Source organism: Vibrio tubiashii ATCC 19109, from assembly GCF_000772105.1.
Lineage (GTDB): Bacteria > Pseudomonadota > Gammaproteobacteria > Enterobacterales > Vibrionaceae > Vibrio > Vibrio tubiashii.
In genome coordinates this window covers 612,799-636,136 of the sequence record NZ_CP009355.1, presented here as the reverse complement: position 1 = coordinate 636,136, position 23,338 = coordinate 612,799, and the positions used below count along the sequence as shown (strand labels likewise).

Annotated in this window: 22 protein-coding genes; 14 read left to right on the top strand and 8 right to left on the bottom strand. The window is 44.5% G+C overall.

Translation table 11 applies throughout. The features are described 5' to 3' along the window. Window positions 1-12 precede the first annotated feature (12 nt). The 5 genes from IX91_RS18035 to IX91_RS18015 all read left to right on the top strand — a co-directional run bounded on the left by IX91_RS18035 (window position 13) and on the right by IX91_RS18015 (window position 3,796). Complete coding sequence (locus tag IX91_RS18035; RefSeq protein ID WP_004748121.1) at window positions 13-642, top strand: thioredoxin domain-containing protein; 630 nt, start codon at window positions 13-15, stop codon at window positions 640-642. Window positions 643-717: 75 nt separating this feature from the next. Beyond that, complete coding sequence (locus tag IX91_RS18030; RefSeq protein WP_004748122.1) at window positions 718-1,251, top strand: type II secretion system protein; 534 nt, start codon at window positions 718-720, stop codon at window positions 1,249-1,251. Between the two features lie 209 nt (window positions 1,252-1,460). Further along, entirely contained in the window at window positions 1,461-2,333 is an 873-nt protein-coding gene (locus IX91_RS18025; RefSeq protein WP_004748123.1) for a zinc ABC transporter substrate-binding protein, read from the top strand. Between the two features lie 55 nt (window positions 2,334-2,388). Beyond that, complete coding sequence (locus IX91_RS18020; RefSeq protein WP_004748125.1) at window positions 2,389-3,000, top strand: DUF1007 family protein; 612 nt, start codon at window positions 2,389-2,391, stop codon at window positions 2,998-3,000. After that, window positions 2,993-3,796, top strand: coding sequence for a nickel/cobalt transporter (locus IX91_RS18015; RefSeq protein WP_004748127.1), 804 nt, complete (start codon window positions 2,993-2,995; stop codon window positions 3,794-3,796). Before IX91_RS18020 ends, IX91_RS18015 begins: the two co-directional genes overlap by 8 nt. 69 nt (window positions 3,797-3,865) lie before the next feature. Here the strand turns inward: IX91_RS18015 and IX91_RS18010 are convergent, their stop codons facing one another. Continuing rightward, window positions 3,866-4,516: a Qnr family pentapeptide repeat protein gene (locus IX91_RS18010; protein ID WP_004748128.1), complete on the bottom strand. Its 651-nt coding sequence runs from the start codon at window positions 4,514-4,516 to the stop codon at window positions 3,866-3,868. Window positions 4,517-4,795: 279 nt separating this feature from the next. Here IX91_RS18010 and IX91_RS18005 point away from each other — a divergent pair, with 279 nt between their 5' ends. Both IX91_RS18005 and IX91_RS18000 read left to right on the top strand, forming a co-directional pair. After that, window positions 4,796-5,281, top strand: coding sequence for a peptide-methionine (S)-S-oxide reductase (locus tag IX91_RS18005; protein WP_004748130.1), 486 nt, complete (start codon window positions 4,796-4,798; stop codon window positions 5,279-5,281). 114 nt (window positions 5,282-5,395) lie between these two features. Beyond that, on the top strand, window positions 5,396-6,271 hold the full coding sequence (locus IX91_RS18000; RefSeq protein WP_004748131.1) for an AEC family transporter: 876 nt from the start codon (window positions 5,396-5,398) through the stop codon (window positions 6,269-6,271). Here IX91_RS18000 and soxR read toward each other — a convergent pair. Then, window positions 6,245-6,709, bottom strand: a complete 465-nt coding sequence (gene soxR / locus IX91_RS17995; protein ID WP_004748132.1) for a redox-sensitive transcriptional activator SoxR — start codon at window positions 6,707-6,709, stop codon at window positions 6,245-6,247. The two genes, IX91_RS18000 and soxR, sit on opposite strands and share 27 nt — an antisense overlap. Window positions 6,710-6,805: 96 nt before the next feature. Between soxR and IX91_RS17990 the strand changes: the two genes are divergently transcribed. Beyond that, window positions 6,806-8,011: an MFS transporter gene (locus IX91_RS17990; RefSeq protein ID WP_004748133.1), complete on the top strand. Its 1,206-nt coding sequence runs from the start codon at window positions 6,806-6,808 to the stop codon at window positions 8,009-8,011. A gap of 23 nt (window positions 8,012-8,034) precedes the next feature. Here the strand turns inward: IX91_RS17990 and IX91_RS17985 are convergent, their stop codons facing one another. Together IX91_RS17985 and IX91_RS17980 are read right to left on the bottom strand one after the other, a co-directional pair. Beyond that, entirely contained in the window at window positions 8,035-8,871 is an 837-nt protein-coding gene (locus tag IX91_RS17985) for a DUF3626 domain-containing protein (RefSeq protein WP_004748135.1), read from the bottom strand. 23 nt (window positions 8,872-8,894) lie between these two features. After that, complete coding sequence (locus tag IX91_RS17980) at window positions 8,895-9,806, bottom strand: cation transporter (protein ID WP_004748136.1); 912 nt, start codon at window positions 9,804-9,806, stop codon at window positions 8,895-8,897. Between the two features lie 347 nt (window positions 9,807-10,153). Here IX91_RS17980 and IX91_RS17975 point away from each other — a divergent pair, with 347 nt between their 5' ends. Further along, window positions 10,154-10,798 (top strand): helix-turn-helix domain-containing protein, encoded by a 645-nt coding sequence (locus tag IX91_RS17975; RefSeq protein WP_004748138.1) that lies wholly within the window; start codon window positions 10,154-10,156, stop codon window positions 10,796-10,798. Window positions 10,799-10,896: 98 nt separating this feature from the next. On the opposite strand, the gene IX91_RS17970 is transcribed toward IX91_RS17975, so the two are convergent. Together IX91_RS17970 and yegD are read right to left on the bottom strand one after the other, a co-directional pair. Beyond that, entirely contained in the window at window positions 10,897-12,807 is a 1,911-nt protein-coding gene (locus IX91_RS17970; protein WP_004748140.1) for a methyl-accepting chemotaxis protein, read from the bottom strand. A 222-nt stretch (window positions 12,808-13,029) separates the two neighbouring features. Further along, window positions 13,030-14,382, bottom strand: a complete 1,353-nt coding sequence (yegD, locus tag IX91_RS17965) for a molecular chaperone (protein WP_004748141.1) — start codon at window positions 14,380-14,382, stop codon at window positions 13,030-13,032. A 166-nt stretch (window positions 14,383-14,548) separates the two neighbouring features. Here yegD and IX91_RS17960 point away from each other — a divergent pair, with 166 nt between their 5' ends. The 3 genes from IX91_RS17960 (at window position 14,549) to dgcA (ending at window position 17,496) form a co-directional block, all read left to right on the top strand. After that, a complete protein-coding gene (locus IX91_RS17960) occupies window positions 14,549-15,415 on the top strand; it encodes a LysR family transcriptional regulator (RefSeq protein WP_004748142.1) in 867 nt (288 codons plus the stop codon). Between the two features lie 96 nt (window positions 15,416-15,511). Next, window positions 15,512-16,516 carry an N-acetyltransferase DgcN gene (gene dgcN / locus IX91_RS17955; protein ID WP_004748143.1) on the top strand — a complete coding sequence of 335 codons (1,005 nt, stop codon included), beginning with the start codon at window positions 15,512-15,514 and terminating at the stop codon, window positions 16,514-16,516. An 11-nt stretch (window positions 16,517-16,527) separates the two neighbouring features. After that, window positions 16,528-17,496, top strand: coding sequence for an N-acetyl-D-Glu racemase DgcA (gene dgcA / locus IX91_RS17950; protein ID WP_004748144.1), 969 nt, complete (start codon window positions 16,528-16,530; stop codon window positions 17,494-17,496). A 48-nt stretch (window positions 17,497-17,544) separates the two neighbouring features. Here dgcA and IX91_RS17945 read toward each other — a convergent pair whose 3' ends face one another. Next, window positions 17,545-17,739, bottom strand: a complete 195-nt coding sequence (locus IX91_RS17945; RefSeq protein WP_004749433.1) for a hypothetical protein — start codon at window positions 17,737-17,739, stop codon at window positions 17,545-17,547. Window positions 17,740-17,949: 210 nt separating this feature from the next. Continuing rightward, entirely contained in the window at window positions 17,950-19,383 is a 1,434-nt protein-coding gene (locus tag IX91_RS17940) for a serine hydrolase domain-containing protein (RefSeq protein WP_004745999.1), read from the bottom strand. Window positions 19,384-19,650: 267 nt separating this feature from the next. On the opposite strand from IX91_RS17940, the gene IX91_RS17935 reads away from it, so the two are divergent. Both IX91_RS17935 and malZ read left to right on the top strand, forming a co-directional pair. Beyond that, the gene (locus IX91_RS17935) at window positions 19,651-21,441 is read left to right on the top strand and encodes an alpha-amylase family protein (protein ID WP_004746001.1); all 1,791 of its coding nucleotides are present in this window, start codon (window positions 19,651-19,653) and stop codon (window positions 21,439-21,441) included. A gap of 1 nt (window position 21,442) precedes the next feature. Continuing rightward, entirely contained in the window at window positions 21,443-23,293 is a 1,851-nt protein-coding gene (gene malZ, locus IX91_RS17930; protein WP_004746003.1) for a maltodextrin glucosidase, read from the top strand. The last annotated feature ends 45 nt before the right edge of the window (window positions 23,294-23,338 follow it).

The window sequence follows — 23,338 nt, the reverse complement described above, 5'->3', positions numbered from 1 at the left end:
AAGAGGTCATTTATGAAAGTTTCTAAGCAAGTTAAAAACACCCTTTGCTTTTACCTTCTTTGTATCACAGTGATTTTTTCTGTTGTCGCAAAACATACTTCAAAAGCGCATGCAGGTAGCTTCGAAGAGAATGTTCATTATGTCACTCTCGACCAACAACCAACTAGCGAACCACAAGTAAAGATTTTCTATACTCCGTTTTGCCGCCCTTGCGCCATTGTACACACACCAATTCGTACTATGGCTGAACGTGCTGGCATCAGCTTTGTAGATGTACCGGTAGATTTCGGCCCACTAGGTAAAGACATCCAAGCAAGCATTGCTACAGCGAATCGTCAAGAGATCGGTCACGACTATGTCAACGAGCTTATCTCAAGCACTCACGTTCGCCCTAGCTCAGCCCCACGTACTCGTGATGATCTCGCAGAAATGATCGAGCGCTGCGGTGGCGATGCGACTGATTTCCGCAAAGGTTGTGAAGATGTCCGTGAAGACATCGAAAACTTCGACCAACTGACAAAACAATATTACATCAACGCAACGCCAACAATCATTGTCAATGGCAACAAACGCATCAACCTTGGTTCGCTAAAGAGCTTGCCGGAACTTGAGTTGCTGTTAATCGAGCTAAGCGGCGTTTAACCCCAACCAATCAAAATTCTATGGAGCGACTCAAAATCGGAGTCACTCCCAACAAACACTAATCGGAGAATACAAATGAAACAAGCAAGAGGTTTTACTCTTATTGAACTCGTTGTTGTTGTGGCCGTATTAGGGATTTTAGCGGCAGCTGCACTGCCGAAGTATATGGAAGTAACCAAAGAAGCACGTGTATCAACATTAAAAGCAACTCAGGGTGCCCTATTAGGTGCAGACTCTATGGTTTATGGTAAAGCATTTCTAAACGGTGACCATAAGAAAGAACTCTTTGAAACCATAGTCGAAACGCATAACAGCGAGGACAAAGAAGATGAGAAGGTTTGGGTTAACTACGGTCACATTATTAACGAAGCATCAAATTTTGCGCGTGTGCTTGATCTGAACAACGTATTTATCATCAACATCAAAAGTGATGAACTCAATACCTTCAACAATAGCACGCAAGATCGTGAAACAGCCATTGTTCTAAAAGAGCCTACAGGTGCGGACGCTGAAAGCAACCCACTAAAAGGAAACACGTGTCATTTAAAAGTATATCAAGCGCCATATAGCGGGAAGTACACATTTGTTTTAGAAGATAGCGGCTGCTAACTCGGGGTTATCAGTCACTTCCAATAAACCTTCACTCTCTATCATCGAGGAAACCATGTTTACAGTTATCAGCACTAATGTACAAAACTTCTCTACTTTCCAGCTGAATCAGAACCTGTTTATGCACTTAGCGACACAAAACCGCTGGATTACCCTTTAACCCCTCTTTGGCGGCATTGTGCCGCCTTTTTTTATTGAACAAAAACACAATGATCAAACGTATAGCAACCGCTGCCCTATTGGTAGCATCAATGCAAGCTCAAGCAGTCACTGTGCTTGCAACAATAAAACCCATTGAGATGATCGCCCACGAGATCATTGCCGAAGGAGACTCCACCAGCACATTGCTCGATACAAATGCCTCTCCGCATGACTACGCTCTTAAACCTTCCGATCTTATCCGCCTTAAACAGAGTGATTTAGTCGTGTGGTTTGGGCAAGATTTAGAAAGCTTTCTTGTTAAGCCAATAGCGGACATTGACCGTGCTTTGACGCTACAAGAACAAGAGTCGATTGAGCTAAGAAAGTTCGGCAAGAAATGTGGCTGTGGTCACCACCATAGCACTTATGATCCTCACATTTGGCTTGGTCCATGCCAGTCAATCGAAGTGGCTCGCTTAATTACGCAACGTCTGATTGCAATTAATCCAGAACAAACCGCCTCCTACCAGCAGAATTTTGATAAGTTCCAATACAACCTAAAAGTCACTGCTGCGGCAATTAATTTTGAGTTGAAGCCATTCAAGAACGACGGCTACTACGTATTCCACGACGCGTATGGCTACTTTGAAGACTACTTCAAAACGAAGAAGCTTGGCCATTTCACTGTTGATCCAGAGCGTAAGCCTGGTGCGAAAAAACTTAACAAGATTCGTAACACCATCAACGAAAAGAATGTTCAATGTGTCTTCACTGAGCCTCAGTTTACCCCTGCGGTTATTGAGTCCACGGTTCGCGGTACAGACGCGAAGATTGGCTCTCTTGATCCATTAGGCACTGACATTGATGTCGAGAAAGGTAGCTACTTTACCTTCTTGAAATCGATCTCGAACAGTCTAACGAGCTGTTTAAAGCAGCGTTAAATTGGTATAAGGCTGCGTTTGCAGCCTTTATCTTTTTCACATTCAATAAGAAATCATGAAAAAAGCCACTTTAATCCTGCTGTTTTGCTGTGCTCAATCATTTGCTCACCCTCATTCTTGGATTGAGATGAACACCTATATCCAAGGTAATGAACAGGAGATTACCAGCCTGTATATGGTGTGGGAGTTCGACGCAATGACCACCGCCTATATGTTAGATGGAGAAGATAGGTCAGATCCTACTATGCTCAAACGCTTAGCGAATTCGATTGCTGAAAACATGTTGGGTCACCATTACTTCACCTACTTCTATCAAGACGAAAACCCGATCAAATATCGCAAGGCTATAGACCCTGATCTCACGTTAAAACGCGGAAAGGCCACACTACGTTTTGATCTTCCTCTGGCAAAGCCCGTTCCACTTAACAGCGATAACCTCAAGCTGCTCATTTTCGACCCTACATACTACGTAGATATGAGCTGGAATAGCGCAACTGCGATCCATTTAAGTGACAATATGGCGTGCAATATCAGACTTGAAAAGCCAAATCCAACACCCGAGCAGATGGCCTACGCAATGGCACTCCCCATAGATGCTGACCCAGATGAGGCACTCGGCCAGCTTTTCACTGAAACCGTTTATATAGACTGTCATTACAATGAATAAAAAAAAGATTCTTTTCGCTAGTTTACTCGTCGTACTCGCCTATACCGTTATGAGCTACTGGCCAGTGCTTATGGTCAAAGCGATTCATGTCCAACGTCTTCTTAACCATGAACTAGCTGATCTTATTTACGACATAGAGGAAAACAAGCAAGGTGCTTTGCTATGGTTTATCGGCGTCAGCTTCTTATACGGCCTGCTACATTCGCTTGGAGCAGGTCACGGCAAAGTGCTCGTTAGCTCCTATTTGATCACCAATCGCGGCACCGTATCCAAGGCGATCTTCATTACCATTACAACAGCAATGCTACAAGCATGCGTAGCGATAGTTATCGTCGAATTCATGTTAGCCATGTTCTCGGCCACCATGCGAGAAGTGCACAACGCCATTGCGTCGGCTATCCGTATCAGCTATTTCTGCGTTATCTGCCTTGGCGTGGTCCTTATGGTTAAGGCCACTTCCAAAACTCCACTTTTTGTAAACAAACATGGCCTATATGGCATTGTTGCGGCGGTTGGCTTGAGGCCATGTACTGGTGCGGTGATGATCTTGCTCTTCTCGAATATGGTGGGATTACGTGGAGTCGGTATCATTAGTGCGATTATGATGGCAATCGGCACCGCGATTAGCACCAGTGTGATTGTCTGTTTAGCCGTAAAGGGAAAAGACTCCATAGCTGAACTGATCCCTTCACAGCACTCTTTTAAAGCGATTCAGTTTATAGGTGGCGCATTCGTTGCCTTGTTTGGCTATTTGCTATTAACCACAGAACAGTACGCCACCTTTATTCAGATTTAGGTGACGAGGTAAAGGCAGGTGCGTTACCACCTGCTTTTATGAATACTTGAATTTCGGCTTAAACGAGCATTAAATCACTATCAAACCAAATGGTTCAAGTAATTGAGCCTGCTGCCAATCACAGATTTTCACCCCTGTCATAGAGACTCTACGTAAGTTAAGCCCCTCTAAATCCACGTGGGTTAAGTCACATTGCTCCATATTGAAAGTCCCCCACTGCTCTGAGCTAAACTCGCCACTCGATAAATCTGACCCTAAGAAACTGGCACCAAATAGGTTCGCCCCATTCCAACGATTCTCAAACAGTTCACATTTCTCTAGCAATGCCCTTTCGAAATTGGCATAAATCAAGTTACACCCCGTTATGAAAGCAGAACAGAAATAGGCTTTGTGGCTAATATGGTTGGCAAAGTTAGCACGTTGAAAGTTTGCGCCCTTCAAGTCGCATTTACGTAGCTCAATTCCAAAGCAGTCTGCTCCTGTAAACTGGCACATGGCAAGCATACAGTTGGAAAAACTCGCGTCTTTTAAGTTAGCATGCTGAAAGCTGCAAGACTCCAAAGCCTGTGGTTCAATGAAACGGCAGTCGACAAACTTAGCTTCGCGTAAGTCAGCTCTGTCAAAGGTACATTTAATAAACTGACATCGCTCAAAATGGCTGTTTTGTAAGTCTTGGTGACTAAAGTCTTCAAATTCAAAAATTGCGTCGCTTGTAATCATTGTGTCTCCTTGTTGAACGCAAGACTAACACTCTAAGCTACTGTTTTTCCACAAAAACAACCCCTTTAAAATCATCAACTTAAAACCCCTCCAAATCGCCAATTTAAGGCATCAAATTGGCACTCTCAGCCGCTTATTTCAATTTCACCCTACGCACTTATGCAAAAAATAAATTAAACCAACTTAGAGTCATATAGGGACTCGCGAACATTATGGAGAACCTAGTCCTTCATTAGCTACGCGTTCTGTACTAGTATCACCGCAAATACTTAACGGATGATGATTTTGTTAGAAGAAATATACATTGCCGGTGGTTGCTTATGGGGCGTTCAAGAGTTTATGAAACACTTGCCCGGCGTAGTGAGCACAGAAGCAGGGCGAGCCAACGGAACCACGGACACAACGTTGAGTGAGTATGACGGCTATGCGGAATGCGTTCGCACCCAATTTGATTCCGATAAGGTTTCCGTCGAACAGTTAATGGAGTACCTTTTCGAAATAATTGACCCGTACAGTGTCAATCAGCAAGGAGAAGACGTTGGAGAAAAGTACCGCACAGGAGTGTACAGCCAAAATACCACTCATCTGATTGCGGCTCAGCACTATATTGCCAATCGACCAGACAGCGACAAGATTGCAGTAGAGGTCAAAGTGCTGACCAATTACGTAAAAAGCGATGAAGAGCACCAAGATAGATTAACGCATTTTCCCAATGACTACTGTCATATACCAATCAACTTACTGCACAAGTATCGCCAAGAGTAACGCAAAGTAGATAGTTCACTAGGGTCTGTTGACCTAATTTCTCTTCTCGCTCTGTTTTGTTGTAATAAAATCAGTTACTTTGACGACTAGGATTTAGACAGTTCAGGGCAGGACATGTTTCAGCAAGTCGTAGGCATACTTTTTCCAGTTTTTGCATTGGTGGCTGTGGGTTACTCGGTTGGGCGTTGGTTAAAACCCGATTTCAAACCGATTAATCGCATTAACATGGATGCCTTTACCCCTGCGCTCGTCTTCTCTTCTCTGGTTGCTATGCCGCTAGATACTCAGCAAGTGCCTTTACTCACTGCATCCCTCGTTGCTGTGTTGCTACCGGGGTTGGTAATGATTCCAGTATGTAAAATGTCTAATCTGAGATATAAAACCTGGGCTCCACCGCATATGTTTCGCAATAGCGGTAACTTGGCGATTCCACTTTTTACTTACACCTTTGGCGACACTGCTCTTGCTTCCGCTGTATTACTGTTTGTGGTTTCAGCCTGTATCCACATTAGCCTTGGCTTGGCGCTGCTCAGTGAAGGGAATCCGTTCAAACAGATCATCAAAATGCCGATCTTTCTTGCCGCAAGCGCAGCGCTTATCTTCAATTTATCTGGTATTGGTGTCTGGTCTCCATTGTATGAAGCGACTGTTTTACTCGGGCAAGCGGCGGTGCCAGTTATGCTGCTCTCTTTAGGGGCTCAAATGTGTAATATGAGGATGAGTGGTCTTAAGGTTGGTCTGCTTTGCACATTGCAATCACTGTTTACTGGCGCGATTGCTTTCGCGGTTATTTACTTCTTTATTCCACTACCAACGATGCAGTTACAAATGATGGTACTTTTCACCATGCTGCCACCTGCCGTGATGAACTACTTATTCGCTGAGCGCTTTCATATAGAGCCCACCAAGGTGGCTTCAATGGTCTTATTTGGCAACTTCTTTAGTATTTTGACTCTGCCCTTGTTACTCGGGTTCGCTCTTTCCCTCTGACCACTCTTCAGGGTTGGTCAGTAAGGTTTTGCCTTTAAATGTTTCTGCGCGAATATCTTGAGGATTGTAGATTGCGCAAGACTCCATAGAGAGACAACCGCAGCCAATGCAGCCCCCTAGGTCATCTTGGAGTGCTTTTAGTTGTAGAATTCTGTGCTCAAGCATCTCTTTCCATCCTGAAGCCATGCGATCCCATTGCTGCCTATTTGGTGCTTGATGCTTAGGTAACTGGTCAAGCGAGTGGACAATATCCTCTAGCGTTAAACCGACTTCCTGTGCTGCTTTAATCACTGCGATCCTTCTCAGCACGCTACGATGATAACGCCTTTGGTTACCTTGATTGCGCCAGCTGTGAATCAAACCTTTCTGCTCGTAAAAATGCAGTGCCGAGACTTTTACTCCGGCACGCTTTGCGACTTCCCCTACGCTCATTTCCATATAAGCCTCCAAATTAATTGAACAAAGTTCTTTACCTCAAGTTAGCTTGAGGTTTTAGAGTAACCCAAGTTGGTGAATATACATAAGGAAAATTCAATGAACCTACTCGCAAAAAGCAGAACATTACCTTATCTTTCCGGACGCTTTTTTGATGGTATTTCATCTGGCTTGTTTATGATGGCCCTGCCTTGGATCATGCTTGAGTCGGACAACATGGGAACCTTTGTCGCCCTTATCGCACTCGCCTGTACCGCAACCACGTTTGTCCTTACTCCATTTTTCTCTACTTTGATCGACAGACACTCGCGTAAGTCGCTACTGGTTTTAGTCCAATTGATTCAGTCCGCAACGGCTATGGTTGTCTTCTTTGCTTATTGGCTGTCTGACGGATCACATTGGTTACTTGCTGCAGCACAACTTGTGTTCTGGGTAACGAGCAATTTAGCTTGGACGACCAATAATGCATTTACTCAAGAAAACTACGATTTGCATGAATACGCTTCTATCTCAGGCAAGCAAGAAATTGTTATGCAAGGCACTACTCTTGGTGCCGGTGCATTGGGCGTCATATTACTGCAAGCATGGGGCATGCTTGAATTCGCAGCTTTTGCAGCGAGCGCTTCGGGCATCGCTGTGCTTAGCTATATAGTAACGCCTTACCGTAGAAAACTACGTAGCTCACACAAAGCGCCCTTTCTGGAACAGATGAAAGAAAGTAAGAGTATTATCGCTAAGCAACCACGTTTCTATGCCTTTATCATGCTCTCTTGCCTTTCCTATCCGATACTGACCTTTTTAGGCAAGTTGGTTCCGATTTGGTTTGCGGAAAACGGGGTTTCAGGTAATTGGTATGCAGGATACAACATCACCTTTGGCCTAGGTTCACTGCTCACAGGCGTGCTACTGAGCAAATTACTGTCATTGACCTCACACCAAACAACCATGCAGTATTCTATGGCGGTAGTGGCGCTTACCCTAGTCGGCATGAGTTTCTCGCAACATCCAGGATATATCTTACTATTTACTCTGTTTTTTGGATTCTTTAACGCCTTAAATCGCATCGCACGTACCAATTGGATGCACCACACTATTGAGGTCAATCAACGTGGTCGAGTGGATGGAGGCTTGGCGATGTTCTCAACTTCGGTACAAAGCATCAGCTATGTTGTGATTGCGGCTTTGGCTCACTACGGTATAACTCAATATGGGTTTATGCTGGCCGCCGCCGTTATGTTTGTCGCCGTCGGAGTGATGATTAGACTGAGCCAAAGAAACGAACTGGAGCCATTATTAGTTTCTTAGCTTAAGTAGATTAGGCTCGTAATTTAGCGAGCTAATCTGCCGAAATTAGCCATATAGTGCCAGATTTTCTTGATATCTTGTTCGTCAAAGTTCAGCTGATAAATGGCTCTAGAAAGATCTATTGGCTTTATCTTATTGTTAGTCGCTAGCTTTACAGCCAGCTCGATGAAACGCCCGCCTCTGTAACTCGGGTTGTCATTAACGTCTTGGACATCTAAAACGTATCCGCTATGCCATTCTAAAACACATGGCAGTTTGTCAGCCCATACTTCGACCTCTGTGCCATTGAAGCTTGGGTCAAGAACCAATGCTTCAACGTCTTTTGCGAGGTTCAACTCACCATGGATTTGCGCTTCAACATATCTATCGAGCTCATCTCCAGTAAACGCTTGTGCCATTTTGACCAAGGATTTAACGGAGCTAGACGTAGCGAAATTGGTGGGATGATAATAGCTATCTGGATAACAATAGCTGGTTCTTTCTAACACTCTACGGTTTATTCGAAAGTAACTTGAACCAAATCGAGGGGCTGCTCCGTATTCGCTTTCAAGAAAGTTCAAAGCACCATATTTAGGCCTCTGATGTGCTTCGCAAGTATCATAAACACCACCAAATACGCGTTGCTCCCATAGCCAGCGTTCTCCACCATAAAATGCCGTTAAACCCCCGTTACTCGTTTGGGTTTCGAACTGAGACTTCAAAACCCCATCATGCGCTAGTTGCTCGATCAACGGGTGGCCATCGTGAGTAAAACGATCGGGGTGAAAATTAATGGTCACTGCATAAGGACATAAAGAAGTATTCTGTGAAGACTTTTCGTGTATCGTCTGAAGTGCTCTGTGATAAATATCTTGTGCCATATTCTATTTCTATCCCAAAAAATCTAGATAACGACTACCTCTACGTCAACAAAAGGATATTTACTGCTCAGCACTTGAGTGAGTTTCGTTTTTTGCTCACGCCATATTGCCTCATCGTGTTGTTGCAACTGCTGTAGCGACACACCAATCACGACCAGGTAACTTGATCCAGTTTTGCTGATATTGAGCTTTTCTATCTTTTGATTAACAAAATGATCTGTCACTAACGTCGAAATCTCTTGGTGCTGCAGCTCGTTTTGCAGTTTACCACCCGCAAGCTCAACAAACGCCTCACGAATAATACCAATCGGCTGACCTATCATCAGCAGTGCTAAAATTAAAACTAATAACGCATCGCCAATATAAAGAAGGAAATCAAATTGGCTGCCTACTTGAACGTAACCAATAACAACCAAAATAGCGCCGGTCGAAGCGGACAGCACCCCATCAATAAAAGAAGATTTTTGATCGACCTTTAACATCGAGCTGCTATTGGCAATCTTTTTATTCTGGAAATAATAGAATGCGGATAACCCCCAGCAGATCAAGACCATAGCAATCGCATAGTAAACAATCACACCGGTTTTAATTGTCGCTAATTGCGCACCATTCAAGTAACTGACAATTTTAGAGCCGTTACTCACTATCGCAGATATAACAACACCTAATAGCAACAACCCTTTCATCAGGCTGTATAGCGCCTCGGTCACGTATAAACCAAAAGGATAGGTTTCGCTGCGCAGCGATTTTATCTGAGTGATTTTGAGTGCCACGATAGCCGTCAGAAAGAGAATAAAAGACATGTTGCCATCAAGGAGCAAAGCCTCTGAGCCCGACAAGTTGTAGGCTGCCCAACCAGAGAACGCCATCACTAAGTTAGCCGCTATTCCCAGCTTTAGCGCTCGTTTCTCTATTTGAGCAATTTGATCTTTCATTAATACATCCTCTGCAGTATCGGATAGCTTAAACCGTTGGCGTCGAAACTTCACATTGTAATAGCGAGGTAATCACCAAGCAATTTATTCGCGCCATACTCAGATTGCGAAGTCTAGATTATGAATGAAGCGCTCGCTCAGTCGACGTGATTCAATAACGACATATTTATCAGTGGTGTAATAAATCATTTTTGAAATCAATATAAGTTATTGATGAATTTATGCCCAAATCAGAAACGGCCCAGTGGAATATGAGAGATAGCAACTTGCAAGGTGTTTAAAAACAGCATATATTTTCTTGTAGTTTCATATTTGAGAAGAATACTTACCCGTTAAGGTTTTCACCAATGCAAGACAATTATCAAGATAGAATCATAGCGCTTTTAAAAGAGCGTGGAGAGAACAACGCGTCATTGGCACAAGGTATTGGCAAAGGTAAAGCAACCATCGGCCGCTACCTTTCAAAATCAAGCAACCGTACTTATCCAAGCTTAGAGGAGCTTTCTGATATTGCTCGCTTTCTTGATGTCGAACCACATTGGCTTTGCTTTGGTATTGGTGACAAGTCAACAGATAAAGAGACCATTAACCTACTGTCTGACTCTGAAGCCGCAACCGTTAATATCTATAAGCGCACTGACGTTCATCAACAACTGACAACCGGCGATGCCACTGCTATAGACACTATGCCAGTAGCCAAAGAATATGCCGATTGCTTTGGTGTGGTTTACCCTGTGGTTGCATCTCATGCTAAGACTTGGAACTGCTATGCTCTTATTACCAAAGATAAAGAGTGGGCGAACGATGATATTGTTCTGGCTCGCATTGGTAGTAATCCGACTCCCGACTTTTTCACATTGGTTAAGATCGCTGACAAAGTTCACGTTTGGTATGGTGAAGATATCGATCGCAACCCGATCAACACCATTGATGAATCTGAAATTGAAGTGATTGGCGTAGTTCGCTGGGGTGTTTGGGCTAGGCGCAGCTAATCCAATATCCAGATAGTAGAAGAGGCACTAATCAGTGCCTCTTGTTGTTTATATCAGTCAGAGAAAATAGGTGAGCAGATATTTAACTCTGTTTTGTATTAGTCTAGTTTAAATCGACCCACTATTCCGGTTAACTTCTGGTTCATGTCAGAGATATTTTGAGCTTCTTCAAGAGCCTGTTGACCATTACTGTCCAACTCACCCACTATGTCATTAATCGCCGACATATTACGGCTCAGCTCCTGGGTCACACTGCTTTGCTCTTCCGCCGCTGTCGCAATTTGAGTACTCAGATCGTTGATGTCGGTAACAAACTCAGTCATCACATCTAAGCTCTCTGCTACTTCTCCGGCACCCTCTGCAGTTTGCGCACATTTCTGCTTCGTAGAGTCCATTGAATCCACAACCGATTGGCTACCACGTAGCAAACTTGCAAGCGCTGCCTCGATTTCTTCGGTGCTGGTTTTCGTTCTGCTTGCAAGGTTACGTACCTCATCGGCAACAACCGCAAAACCTCGACCTTGTTCACCTGCACGCGCTGCTTCAATTGCCGCATTTAGGGCTAGTAAGTTGGTTTGCTCTGCGATATCACCGATAACGCCCAAAATTGTGTTGATACCATCCGTCTCTGACGCCATGTTGTTAACATTATCAGAAGCTGTACTGACATCATCAACCAATTCCTGAACGTTGTTTTGTGCCTGTGTCACTGTACTCTTCGACGTTGCACTCGCCTCGCTCGCTTTATGTGTCAGCTGAGCGGTATTCGCTGCATCCGTCGCCATAGATTCCGCGGTCGAATTCATCTCTTCTATCGCAGTAACAACCTGCTCGGTTTCTTGAACATGGTTTTGAAGAATGACGCTGTTGCGCTGACTTTGATCCTTCATTCGATCGACGTTTTCATTCAAGTGATCAGTAACTTCCCTGATCTCAAGCATCATGTTCTGCAGGTTGGTGATAAACGCATTGACCCCTCCAGATATCTGCCCAAGGTCATCATTGGTTTTCACCTCAATGCGTTGAGTTAGGTCACCGTTACCTTGACTCAAACCAGCAATGGTTTCTTTCAGTACCAGTATTGGTCGGTACAACACATTCATGATTAGTAGTGCCAGAATCACACTGATCACCGTGGCAACTAGCGCAGTAGTGATGGCAGATGTCTTTGCCGAAGCAAGATCAGCAAACACAATGTCCTTTTCTAGGCCAACAACAAAATACCAACTCTTACCCGCTATGTTGATTTGATGAGAGAAAAACAACTTGTCTTTGTCACCCATAATGCCATCAAACACCACGTCCTTAGCACCCATCGCTTGTTTGGCCACATCATTGAGCCAAGGGTATTTATCGGATTTTTCGCCGGCTTTTACCTCTTTGAATGATGAAGCAAGAATGGTTTTGTCGTGGTTAATAATCATCGCTATCGCGCCTGGTATCTCGTTCGCGTTTTTAACAATTTCGTTGAGAAAACCAAGCTGCATATCGGCAGAGATCATGCCGCTAAATGTCTTACGAACAATGGATACCCAATAGGTGTCACCATCACTGTCTAAGTATGGTTCAGTCATACCCGCAGAGGTACTTTGCCTACCAAGCTGATACCAACTTCGCGTTGTAACATCCCCATCGTATTTGTGATTTGGCCAAGTCTTTGCGGTTTGGTTCCAATACGCATCGCCATTGGTAAACCCGACAACCGAACTGTTCAGATTCATCCCGCCTGCAATCAGGTGGGTCAATTGAATGAAATCTTGTTCAGTTCCCGTAATAGGCTCACTTTCGAACTGTTTGCCAAGCTTATCTAAACCTGCCACTTTCTCATTGAGTTTACTGGCGATTTGCTCTGCCTGACTCTCTACATACTCTTGGTTGCTGTTGGTAATAAGTTCTACCAACGTTTCTTTCTGATCAATATAAGCAACATAGCTAGACACAGAAACAGAAAAAACAACCAGAGCAATAATGGAGATAAGAAGTAGTTTTCTAAACCCTAAATTCCTCATTACAAACAACCCTTTTTTAGTCAATTAGTTATTAAGCGACTTGAAGTACGTCAACTTTAGTTAATTATTAAAATTATTATTAAAGTGTGGCTGTTATATGACAAAAATCCAGATTTGAAATGCAATAATCACATTAATGATAGATAAATCATTAATATGATTAATATCAGTAAGTAAAATGTGATTTAGCTTGTTCATGTCCCAAAAGTGGGACGAACAAAGTTAGGAATAAATAGTGTCAGACCAGCGAGCTAATCCAGCGGTGACCGAACCGAAGTAATTGCCACTCACGATTGGCGTGGTCGGCAGTATCGCACTCACCGCCCCTCTTAAAATTGGTGAACGTGCAGAGCCCCCTGTCATATAAACGACATCTGGCTCAATCCCACTCTGGTTTATTGCTTCTTTAACTAGTGCTTTAATCTTTTCTGTAGGGACTGAAATTGCCTCTTCCATATCCGATTTTAAAACAGGGATAGAGATCAACTCGTTGATCAACTGAATTTGCGCTTGGTAGCTGTCGTCTTCGCCCAAAGCAATTTTGGTCTGCTCGGCTTCTCTGATGACTGCATAGCCTAACGTGCCTTGATAAAGCTCGAATAGTCGGCGTAGTTTATCTGGGTTCTGCGCTTCTTTAATCAGTAGTTGCAGCTGTTTGCGATTGTCGTGACCATAGAACTTACGCTGCGCTTGGACGTCGTTAATGGCAATAGGATTCCAAAACTGGGTTGTCGGCACTTCTAAACCGGCTAGATTTTGCGTCCCCATCCCAAACTCAGGCATAAACTGCTTAAATGCGGTAAAGATATCGAGATCGTTGCCACCCACCATTTGACCCGAGTGGGCTAGGAGTGAATCCCTACGTTCTCGCTTTCCAGCCCATGTTGGCCCCATGCGTAAAAACGAGCAGTCTGTGGTACCACCACCAATATCCACGACCAAGACATTTTTGTCCTGATCCAATGATGCTTCATAGTCTAACCCAGCGGCAACGGGTTCAAACTGAAACTCAACATCTTTGAAGCCCGCCCTTAAAGCGGCGCGACGTAAGATACCTTCGGCTTGGATGTTAGACTCTTCGCCACCTCGACCAAGAAAGTTCACTGGGCGACCAATCACGGTTTGAGTCACCTCTTGCTCTAGAGCCAATTCTGTTCGCTGGCGGATGTTCGACATCATGGCACAAACCAGATCCTCAAAAAACGATAGCTGCATATCGCGCAGTCCCATTGCACCTAAGAACGATTTTGGAGATTTAACGTAATAGACATCCTGAGGATCTTCTAGATACAGATTTAGCGCCTCATGACCAAACTTGACGTCTTCAGCGCGGACATCAAGCCCCTCTTCAGCGTTGAGTTTAATCGCACGACGAAGCATATTTTCACCCACACCGTCTGAAGGCTTAATCCCTAAGCTTCTAAAAAGGTATTCGGACACCACTTCTGATGTTGGAGCACAAAGGGTCGAAGGAATATAATAATCTTCTCCAACCAAAGGAATCTGTTTCACCTGTCCATCGACTAGCGTTGCGACTGAGCAATTCGCGGTTCCATAATCAAATCCAATAGACATAGTGGCTATACCTCTTCACTGTATCGAAATCTTTAGCCTTATTTTGGCGAGCCGGATAGTAAAACCTACACTGGTAGACAGGTCAATAGCGAAAAAGGCTTCTTTTTTAAATACCTAAATTCATTTACAGTGATTGAAGGATAAATGAGCGAGGGGATCGTCGGCGGTGAATTTAAGACAGCTTGAAGTGTTTTATGCAGTAATGAAAACAGGCACCGTTTCAGGCGCGGCGAAACAGCTTTTTGTTTCCCAACCGAATGTCACTCGTGTTTTGTCTCACACCGAACAGCAATTAGGATTCGCGCTATTTGAGCGTGTTAAAGGGCGTTTAATACCAACTAGAGAAGCGAATTTACTGTTACCTGAAGCTGAAAAGGTTTATCAACAACTTGGACAGTTTAGAAACCTGACTAACAAGATAAAAGCAGGAGAAAAACACCTGACGATTGGCGCTCCGCCTATTCTTGCAACCATCTTACTTGCCCCCATCGTAGATAAAATTTGCCGCGAAACCGATTATACCGTTGAAATTTCTACCGGTAACCGAGACGAGTTATGTGATGCTTTGATCAAAAATGAGGTGGATCTGGCGATTGGTTTTGGTGACGAAACGCCACCAGCAATCGTGAGACGCGAACTGCTAGACCAAGAGATGACGGTATTAACGCCGCTGAAGAGTACTACTCAAGCTAGCTATTCACTTTCAGAACTTATAGAGAATGAATACCCCTTAGTTGGGCTAGATACTCGCGATCCATTAGGGTTGCGACTTCACCAAGCTATTCATGCGGTAGATGCCAGCTATCACTCTAAAATCTCAGTAAGAAGCTACAGCGCAGCTGCAGAACTTGTCACGTATGGAAACTGTAACGCGGTCGTGGACCCATGGACAGCGCAGCATTATCAGAACAAGGTGAAAACCGCTCAGCTCGAACCTGCCATTAGAGTCTCCGTTTCTCTACTTCATGCAGAACACTACCCATTATCGATCGCGGCCAAGTGGTTTGTGGAACAACTTGAACCCAGCCTATAACCTAACGTTATATCCAACAAATAGATAAGCATTCGAAACGGACTCTACACCTAGATAAAGTCTTGTTATTGCAAACACTCAATAACAGGGATGCTTATGTCAATTGCTCAACCTTACCTTCTTTTTCTTGGCGATGTCACTGATCCAATCGCAGCTAAAACAGCCCGTGGCATTGCCTTGTGGCGCCCAGAAACCTGTAGAGGGCAACTGAGGCTGAGCGAAGAAACCGTGTCATTAGATTTACCTGATTTGTCGTTGCAACAAGCAAAAAAGCAAGGCGTCAAAACCCTTGTTATTGGCACAGCCAATGCAGGTGGCGTTATCCCTGAGAGTTGGCAACAAACGCTAATTCAAGCGGCTGAAATAGGTTTCAACATTGCGTCCGGAATGCATAGCCGCCTATCCGATATTCCTCAGTTGAAATTGCTTAAAGAACAAGGCAGATGCCAACTTCACGATGTACGCCACTTTGACGAATCACTCGCAGTCGGAAATGGTAAGAAACGTCTCGGTAAGCGCCTTTTAACCGTGGGCACCGATTGCTCTGTTGGCAAAATGTTTACTGCCCTAGCACTTGAAAGTGCTCTCAAAAAACACTCTGTAGATGCACGCTTTAAAGCCACTGGGCAAACGGGCATTTTGATTGAAGGCTCGGGTATTTCAGTCGATGCCGTAGTAGCCGATTTTATTTCTGGTGCGGTAGAAGCGATTAGCCCTGACTTTACAGACCACGAATGGGACATTATCGAAGGTCAAGGCTCGCTATTTAATCCTTCTTTTGCAGGTGTCAGTTTGGGGTTACTTCATGGCGCTCAGGCTGATGCTTTGGTGCTTTGTCACGAAATCGGTCGCCCGCATATTCGGCATCTACCTCATTGCCCTGTCCCTTCAATCGAGGAGACACTATCAGCTAACTTAGCCGCTGCTAAGCTCACCAACCCCAATGTTCAGATTGTCGGCATTAGCTTAAACACCTCTGCAATCAGTGAAGAAGATGCTCGCGCTTTATGCGCCGATTGGCAAGAGCAGTTCAAGGTACCTGTGACAGACCCAGTGCGCTTTGGTATTGATTCAATTGCTCAACATATTGCTCAGCTTTAAAGGTGGCTAAGATGCGCATTGAAGCCAAAGTTCACTCAATTAAGCTTGCCACTCCGTTTGTTATTTCTCGTGGTGCCCGAACTCACTGTAACGTCGTTCGAGTGACGATTAGTTTGGGCAATTGGCAAGGCGTCGGTGAATGCACTCCTTACCCACGCTATAACGAAAGTGTTGAATCTGTCCTAGAGCAAATCGAAACTTGGCAAGTGAATCTGAAGCACTTAACCCCTGTACAAGCCAAGCTGCAATTGCAAAACTTCCCTGCGGGTGCAGCGCGTAATGCTCTGGACTGCGCATTGTGGGCACTAATAAGCGATATGGATAAACTCGACTTTCCTGCACCTTACTTCGACGTTAACCCCAATATAGAAACGGCAATGACGGTATCTATAGGCAGTGCAGAAGTCATGGGAGAACAAGCTCGACAGTATGTTGAACAAGGGGCGACCTTACTCAAGGTTAAACTTGATGAGTCAGACATAGAACATAGGGTAGCAGCGGTAAGGCAAGCCGCGCCAAATTGCAAAATCGTTCTTGATGCCAATGAAGCTTGGCAAGATATGGAGTTAGAGTCTCTGTTTCAGCGTCTCGCTCACTATGATATCGCGATGATTGAGCAACCTGTTCCTGCGGGTCAAGATGAGTTATTGCAAGGCATTGCTCATCCAATACCGCTTTGCGCTGACGAGAGTTGCCACACCAAACAAGACCTCTCTTCACTATATGGCTGTTATGAAATGGTCAACATCAAGCTGGATAAAACTGGCGGGCTCACCGAAGCATTTGAACTTGAAGTTCAAGCGCGTTCGCTTGGTTTTGGTATCATGGTCGGGTGTATGTTAGGCACGTCCGTAGCCATGAAAGCGGCATTGCCAATCGCGACTCGTGCAGAAATCGTAGACCTAGATGGCCCTGTATTGCTAGGGCAAGATGTGGAAAATGGGTTGAGATACAGTGAAGGAAAATTGCACTTATTTTAGAAAACAAAAAGGCAGCCAAATCAGCTGCCTTGATGGTTCTACTTGTTGTTACACGTCGAGTGACATGCCTATTTGACTGAGTTTGGTTTTGAATTCATCCACACTTGATGCTTCATAGGTCGGTGAGCCGTTAAAGTATCTTGGTTTTTCTGGAAGCATTGCATTCTTTAACGCTTTTTCTTGGTCAATATCATCATGATATACGGTGACGCGATTAGGGATGTCCTGTTGGAATTTCGCCATTGTGTTCTCCTTTCCTCTGACGTTTTACTCAAATAAAGCTTAGGAAATCTCCTCCAAGTGTCAAAGTGAACTTTCGTACCAGAAAACACCATAAAACTCTTGGTTAGTATCTGATATTAAAGAGAAACTAATCAGTATGACTAACAATAAAAGGCTCACACAATTAGTGAATCTGTGAGCCTATACCAATTTTTCCGTAAATTTATTAACTTATTTAACTGAAGTGAATGCAGGAATAATATAGTCCTCCATTATTTCTTGATAAGGTGTCGGTCCATTCATTTGCCACGCCGTTCGTGCCACGACTAAGTTGAGTTCATCCACCACAGCAACTATCTGTCCACCATATCCCAAGCCATAAGCAACAGAGTAGGTTTTCCCATTTACTTCAGCGTCACTCAACCACCAGTAATACCCGTAGCTAACGCCTCTATCACGTGTTTTTAAATACTTTTGTGTTGAGCGTTCAACCCAACCTTCAGGCAAAATTCGTTCGCCTTGCCACACTCCATCTTGTGCGACCAGTTGACCGACCTTTAGTATGTCTCGAGGTCGCATATAACCACCACCTGCGGCATTACTCACACCACCAGCCTGCATTGACATATAAGCGTTTTCAAAACACAGCATATTAAGGGGGCTAGAACGCCAATAGTCTGCGAAGTTTTTCTTTCCGCTCTGTTGGGCGACAATCTCTCCAACAACAGTCACTAGACCACCGTTGTACTCAAACATACTGCCAGGTTGTACGGCAAGCTCACGATCTAAAACAAACTCGACAGGATCGTTGTTTGCCATTTCAATTGAGCGAACATTGTTTGGATTGCCATAAGGGATACTCCACTCATCCCAGTTGAGGCCAGCCCCCATTGACAAGAAATGATGTAAAGTCAGCTCGGATTTATCCTGTTTAAGAAACTTGGCATAAGCTGGCATAAGGTCCGCTATTTTTGTTTGATAGCCCTCAACCAGCTCTTGTTTTATCGCAGAGCCGGCCGCGAGGGAGGTTAAACTTTTACTGATTGATTGTATGGTATGAGGAAAGTCTGCTTGCCAACCACCGAAGTATTCTTCAATAACTAATTTACCATCCTTAGCGATCAGTAGACTGTCTGTGTTCGCATAAAGGGAATCTGGTTGTTGGCTGAGTTCAACAAGCGATTCTATTACACTTTGGTCATAGCGAATATTGCTGTCAGTTTGCCATTGTTGATTTTCACAACTGGTTTCGTTGCTCAACGTACTCCACCAGTAGTCATCGAATAACATAGGAACGTTGAGTTCATGACTATTGACATCAGCACGTCCAAACAAGCTTTTAAATTCGCTGTATTGGAATCTTCCGGATTGGTACACCCCATCTTTTTGGTGATAGAAAGAGCCCGTTAACGGGACATTTGGGTCTAGCGCATTAAACTCCCCTTTATCGTTGACCTCTATTGGGACAACGCCCCATGCGCTGTAAAGGTATTGGTTGCCGTTTTGTTCATAAAAGAACATATTTTGCGCTTCAGCTTTTCCCGCTTCATACATTCCATGATGTGCTATGAGCGTTTCTGCTTGCACATGGGATAAGAGTAAAGCCGTACAAGTAACTACAGAAAAGGCTTTGTGAATCCGCCATCGTTTAGCTGTTATCATCATCCTGACTCCTGATTAGTTTTCTCATTCCCATTCTAAATAATTCTATTTTAATACAACCATTTACTAAACAAATATGCGAGACCAAACGCAATAAATCTTATCAATGCCAAACTTTATATTGGTGGAAGATTGCTAGAATTCAGGCGAAATTGTTTAACTAAAATCACACTTTCTTTTTCTACGCCCCCTATAGTTTAAAAAGGGATGAGTTGGCTCTCCCCCGCTTGTTTTAGCCTTTGACAAAACAACAATTGGCTACCCTACACAATGAAAAAACACAATATTTATCAAGTCTTCACTCGGCTATTTGGCAATACCCATCGAACCAATATTCCTTGGGGAACCGTTGAACAAAATGGCGTCGGGAAATTCAGCGATTTTACTGATAAGGCGCTGTTCGAAATTAAAAAGCTTGGTATCACACATGTCTGGTACACGGGTGTACCGCATCATGCTGTTATTGGTGACTACAGTGAGATAGGTATTAGCAATGATCACCCAAGCGTGGTCAAGGGGCGTGCTGGATCACCTTATGCGGTAAAAGATTACTACTCGGTCAATCCCGACTTAGCCGACAACCCTAGCCAGCGAAACCAAGAGTTTGCGGCGCTGATTGAAAGAACGCATAACGCTGGCATGAAGGTCATCATCGACATCGTGCCCAACCATGTTGCGCGCGTTTACAAGGGGCTTAACAACCCAAAAGGTGTCAGCGATTTTGGTGCCCATGATGACACTAGCGTAGCTTACGCCAAAGATAACAACTTCTACTATATCCCCAATCAAGCGTTTGAGTTGCCCGATACTCTGCTAGAGGAGCCGCCACTTGGTGGTGAAAAACATCCAGACCTTGTCGAACCGTATTATGAGTTTCCCGCAAAATGGACGGGCAATGGTTCACGCCTTGCTAAACCTAATCATGATGATTGGTATGAAACGGTCAAAGTTAACTATGGAGTAAAACCCGACGGCAGCAAAGATTTTGCAACGCTACCCGAAGATTATCGCTTTAAATCTACCAACGAGCACCTTGAGTTTTGGTCAGACAAGCAAGTACCTGATTCTTGGATTAAGTTCCGCGATATCGCCCTGTATTGGCTCGCACAAGGTGTCGATGGATTCCGTTACGATATGGCAGAGATGGTGCCTGTCGAGTTTTGGAGCTTTATGAACTCGTCGATTAAGCATGTTAACCCAGATGCCTTCCTTATGGCGGAGGTCTATCAACCGGACTTGTATCGCGACTATATTCAGCTGGGCAAGATGGATTATTTATACGACAAAGTCGATCTTTATGATTCACTCAAAGAAGTGATTCAAGACAAGGGCTCGACCAGAGAGATTGGACGCATACAGCATGAGCTGCGCGATATTGAGCATCATATGCTCCACTTCCTTGATAACCACGACGAGCAGCGCGTGGCTTCCCCTGATTTTGCAGGCTGTGGCAAAAAAGGCAAGCCTGCCATGTTGGTATCGGCGTGTTTATCTACCTCACCGACCATGATTTATTTTGGTCAAGAAGTTGGAGAAGCCGGTGCTGAAATGGCAGGGTTTGGTCAACCTTCACGAACTTCAATTTTTGATTATATTGGTGTCCCTGCCCACCAGCGCTGGATGAATGAAGGAAGTTTTGACGGGAGTCTTCTATCACCAGCAGAACTCGAACTTAGAAACTTCTACAGTACACTGCTTAACCTAACGTTAAACCATTCAGCCCTATGTGGTGAGTACCATGACTTATACGCCGCCAATTTTGATAACTTCGCGGAGATGCAGGATAAACTGTATGCGTTTGCTCGCTCCGACGATGAGCAAGCCATTGTCATCGCCACTAATTTTAGTGACAAGCAATCAAAGCTGATCGAGCTCATTATCCCAGATAGCCTAGTGCAGTTATGGCAATTAAGCAGTGGGCAATACCCTCTCGTTGACAAACTCAATCAGCAAACGTATCACCTCAAAGTGGACGAAAGCGGCGCAAGCATCGAAATAGATCTTGCTCCATTGGCAACCCATTTCCTATGTTTAGATAATCTCAAGCAGTTGAGAGGTTAAGATGAAGTCACTACCATTTATCTATCACGGACAATCTAGCGACTGGCTATCACGCGAAGACAATAAACTCACCGTCACCTTAGCCACCGAGAAAGCCGTCAACTTCACCAAAGTCTTGCTGCGCCATGAGCCAGATAATGAAGAATACTTGGTCGAGATGACGTTGAGCAAAACCACTGAACACTTAACTTATTGGCAAACGAGTTTCCAACTCAACAGTGATCGAGATGTCACGCACTACACTTTCAAGCTTTTGACTGAGTGCGGGCAGTACTGGCTTGATGCCAAGGGAGTATCAAAGCGAGTTTCACCAAAAGAGACTCACTTTAAGTACAATGCGCAGCACCAACCACCGAGTTGGGTACAAGAGCAGGTTTTCTATCAGATCTTCCCTGACCGTTTTTGTAATGGCAAACCTGAAATAAGCGTTAATGAGGGAGAATACTTAGTATCCGGTGGGACAAAATCAGTCGTGACTAAGCAATGGGGAGAACCCGTTGATACTGAAGGTGGGAACGCGGGTTGCGAGTTCTACGGCGGGGACTTATACGGCGTTGAAAGTAAGCTCGATTATTTGCAAAACCTCGGGGTCACTGCTCTGTACTTAAACCCTATTTTCACTGCGCCTAGTAACCACAAATACGATACCTCTGATTACCTGCAAGTTGACCCACATTTAGGTAGCAATGAGCACTTTGCTAGCCTCTGTCAGCAACTGCGTGATAGAAAGATGAAGATCATGCTCGATGCGGTATTCAACCATACGTCAGCAGAGCATCCGTGGTTTAACCTGCAAGGGTCACAAGATAGCCTTGGCGCCTATCAATCACCGGATTCTCCGTATCGGGATTACTATTTCTTTAATGGTGATAGCCAAGACTACGTTGGCTGGAAGGGAATTCAATCGCTCCCTGTGCTGAACTTTGAAAACCAGCAAGTGAAAGACTATATCTACGCCAGCGATGAAGCGGTCATCAAACACTGGTTAAAGCCGCCCTATCAAATCGATGCGTGGCGCTTTGATGTGATTCATATGCTTGGTGAGGGTGAAGGCGCGACAAATAATGCCCACTATGTCAAAGCATTCAGAGATTCAGCTAAGCAAGTGAATCCAGATTGCTATGTACTCGGAGAGCACTTCTTTGAAGCGACACAGTGGTTGCAGGGCGATCAAGAAGATGGTGCGATGAATTACTACGGCTTTGCCCATCCTGTAAGAGCCTTGTTAGCCAAACTCGATATTGCCTTCGACCATATCGATATCAATATCGGGGAGTTTATCGATTGGCAAGCAGAAGCAAGAGCTAAACTGCCATGGCAAAACCAACTAGCCCAGTTAAACCAACTAGATAGCCATGACACGGCGCGCTTCCTTGAACTCGTTAAACATGACCCTCGCCTATTTAAGCTAGCAAGTGTGCTGCTGTTTAGTTACGTCGGCACCCCTTGCATCTACTATGGCACTGAACTTGGTATGATGGGGAGCCATGACCCTGACAATCGCCGTACAATGCCTTGGGAGCGGGTAGATAACTCTGAGTATCATGATTGGTTTAAACAGTTGATTACTCTAAGAAAAGCCAACCCTGCTCTCCAAAAAGGTGACTATATTCCCGTCCATCACGATGATGACTGCTTTGTTTTTGCGCGTAAACTAGACGGCAATACCATGCTCTGTGCCTTCAACTTATGCGAGAAAACAGTCCACCGCCAACTGCCAGTCTGGCGGGCTGATGTACACTCAGGCACTTTCAATGGACAACTCTGTGGCGAGATATCATACGCCTCTAACGGGTTATTAAACCTTTCAATGCCACCTCGCTCGGCACTTCTGCTGTTAAAAGAGGAGTAATCTCCTAACTTCACACTATCAAGGATAAAACCAACGGCGCATTTT

Coding starts and splice junctions, on each gene's coding strand:
- yegD (WP_004748141.1), bottom strand. CDS start 14,382: ATGTCTATTGGATTTGATTATGGAACCGCGAATTGCTCAGTCGCAACG.
- dgcA (WP_004748144.1), top strand. CDS start 16,528: ATGCGCATTGAAGCCAAAGTTCACTCAATTAAGCTTGCCACTCCGTTT.
- IX91_RS18010 (WP_004748128.1), bottom strand. CDS start 4,516: ATGATTACAAGCGACGCAATTTTTGAATTTGAAGACTTTAGTCACCAA.
- IX91_RS17970 (WP_004748140.1), bottom strand. CDS start 12,807: ATGAGGAATTTAGGGTTTAGAAAACTACTTCTTATCTCCATTATTGCT.
- IX91_RS17935 (WP_004746001.1), top strand. CDS start 19,651: ATGAAAAAACACAATATTTATCAAGTCTTCACTCGGCTATTTGGCAAT.
- IX91_RS18025 (WP_004748123.1), top strand. CDS start 1,461: ATGATCAAACGTATAGCAACCGCTGCCCTATTGGTAGCATCAATGCAA.
- dgcN (WP_004748143.1), top strand. CDS start 15,512: ATGTCAATTGCTCAACCTTACCTTCTTTTTCTTGGCGATGTCACTGAT.
- IX91_RS17945 (WP_004749433.1), bottom strand. CDS start 17,739: ATGGCGAAATTCCAACAGGACATCCCTAATCGCGTCACCGTATATCAT.
- malZ (WP_004746003.1), top strand. CDS start 21,443: ATGAAGTCACTACCATTTATCTATCACGGACAATCTAGCGACTGGCTA.
- IX91_RS18005 (WP_004748130.1), top strand. CDS start 4,796: ATGATTTTGTTAGAAGAAATATACATTGCCGGTGGTTGCTTATGGGGC.
- IX91_RS18030 (WP_004748122.1), top strand. CDS start 718: ATGAAACAAGCAAGAGGTTTTACTCTTATTGAACTCGTTGTTGTTGTG.
- IX91_RS17980 (WP_004748136.1), bottom strand. CDS start 9,806: ATGAAAGATCAAATTGCTCAAATAGAGAAACGAGCGCTAAAGCTGGGA.
- IX91_RS18020 (WP_004748125.1), top strand. CDS start 2,389: ATGAAAAAAGCCACTTTAATCCTGCTGTTTTGCTGTGCTCAATCATTT.
- IX91_RS17990 (WP_004748133.1), top strand. CDS start 6,806: ATGAACCTACTCGCAAAAAGCAGAACATTACCTTATCTTTCCGGACGC.
- soxR (WP_004748132.1), bottom strand. CDS start 6,709: ATGGAAATGAGCGTAGGGGAAGTCGCAAAGCGTGCCGGAGTAAAAGTC.
- IX91_RS17975 (WP_004748138.1), top strand. CDS start 10,154: ATGCAAGACAATTATCAAGATAGAATCATAGCGCTTTTAAAAGAGCGT.
- IX91_RS18015 (WP_004748127.1), top strand. CDS start 2,993: ATGAATAAAAAAAAGATTCTTTTCGCTAGTTTACTCGTCGTACTCGCC.
- IX91_RS17940 (WP_004745999.1), bottom strand. CDS start 19,383: ATGATGATAACAGCTAAACGATGGCGGATTCACAAAGCCTTTTCTGTA.
- IX91_RS18000 (WP_004748131.1), top strand. CDS start 5,396: ATGTTTCAGCAAGTCGTAGGCATACTTTTTCCAGTTTTTGCATTGGTG.
- IX91_RS18035 (WP_004748121.1), top strand. CDS start 13: ATGAAAGTTTCTAAGCAAGTTAAAAACACCCTTTGCTTTTACCTTCTT.
- IX91_RS17985 (WP_004748135.1), bottom strand. CDS start 8,871: ATGGCACAAGATATTTATCACAGAGCACTTCAGACGATACACGAAAAG.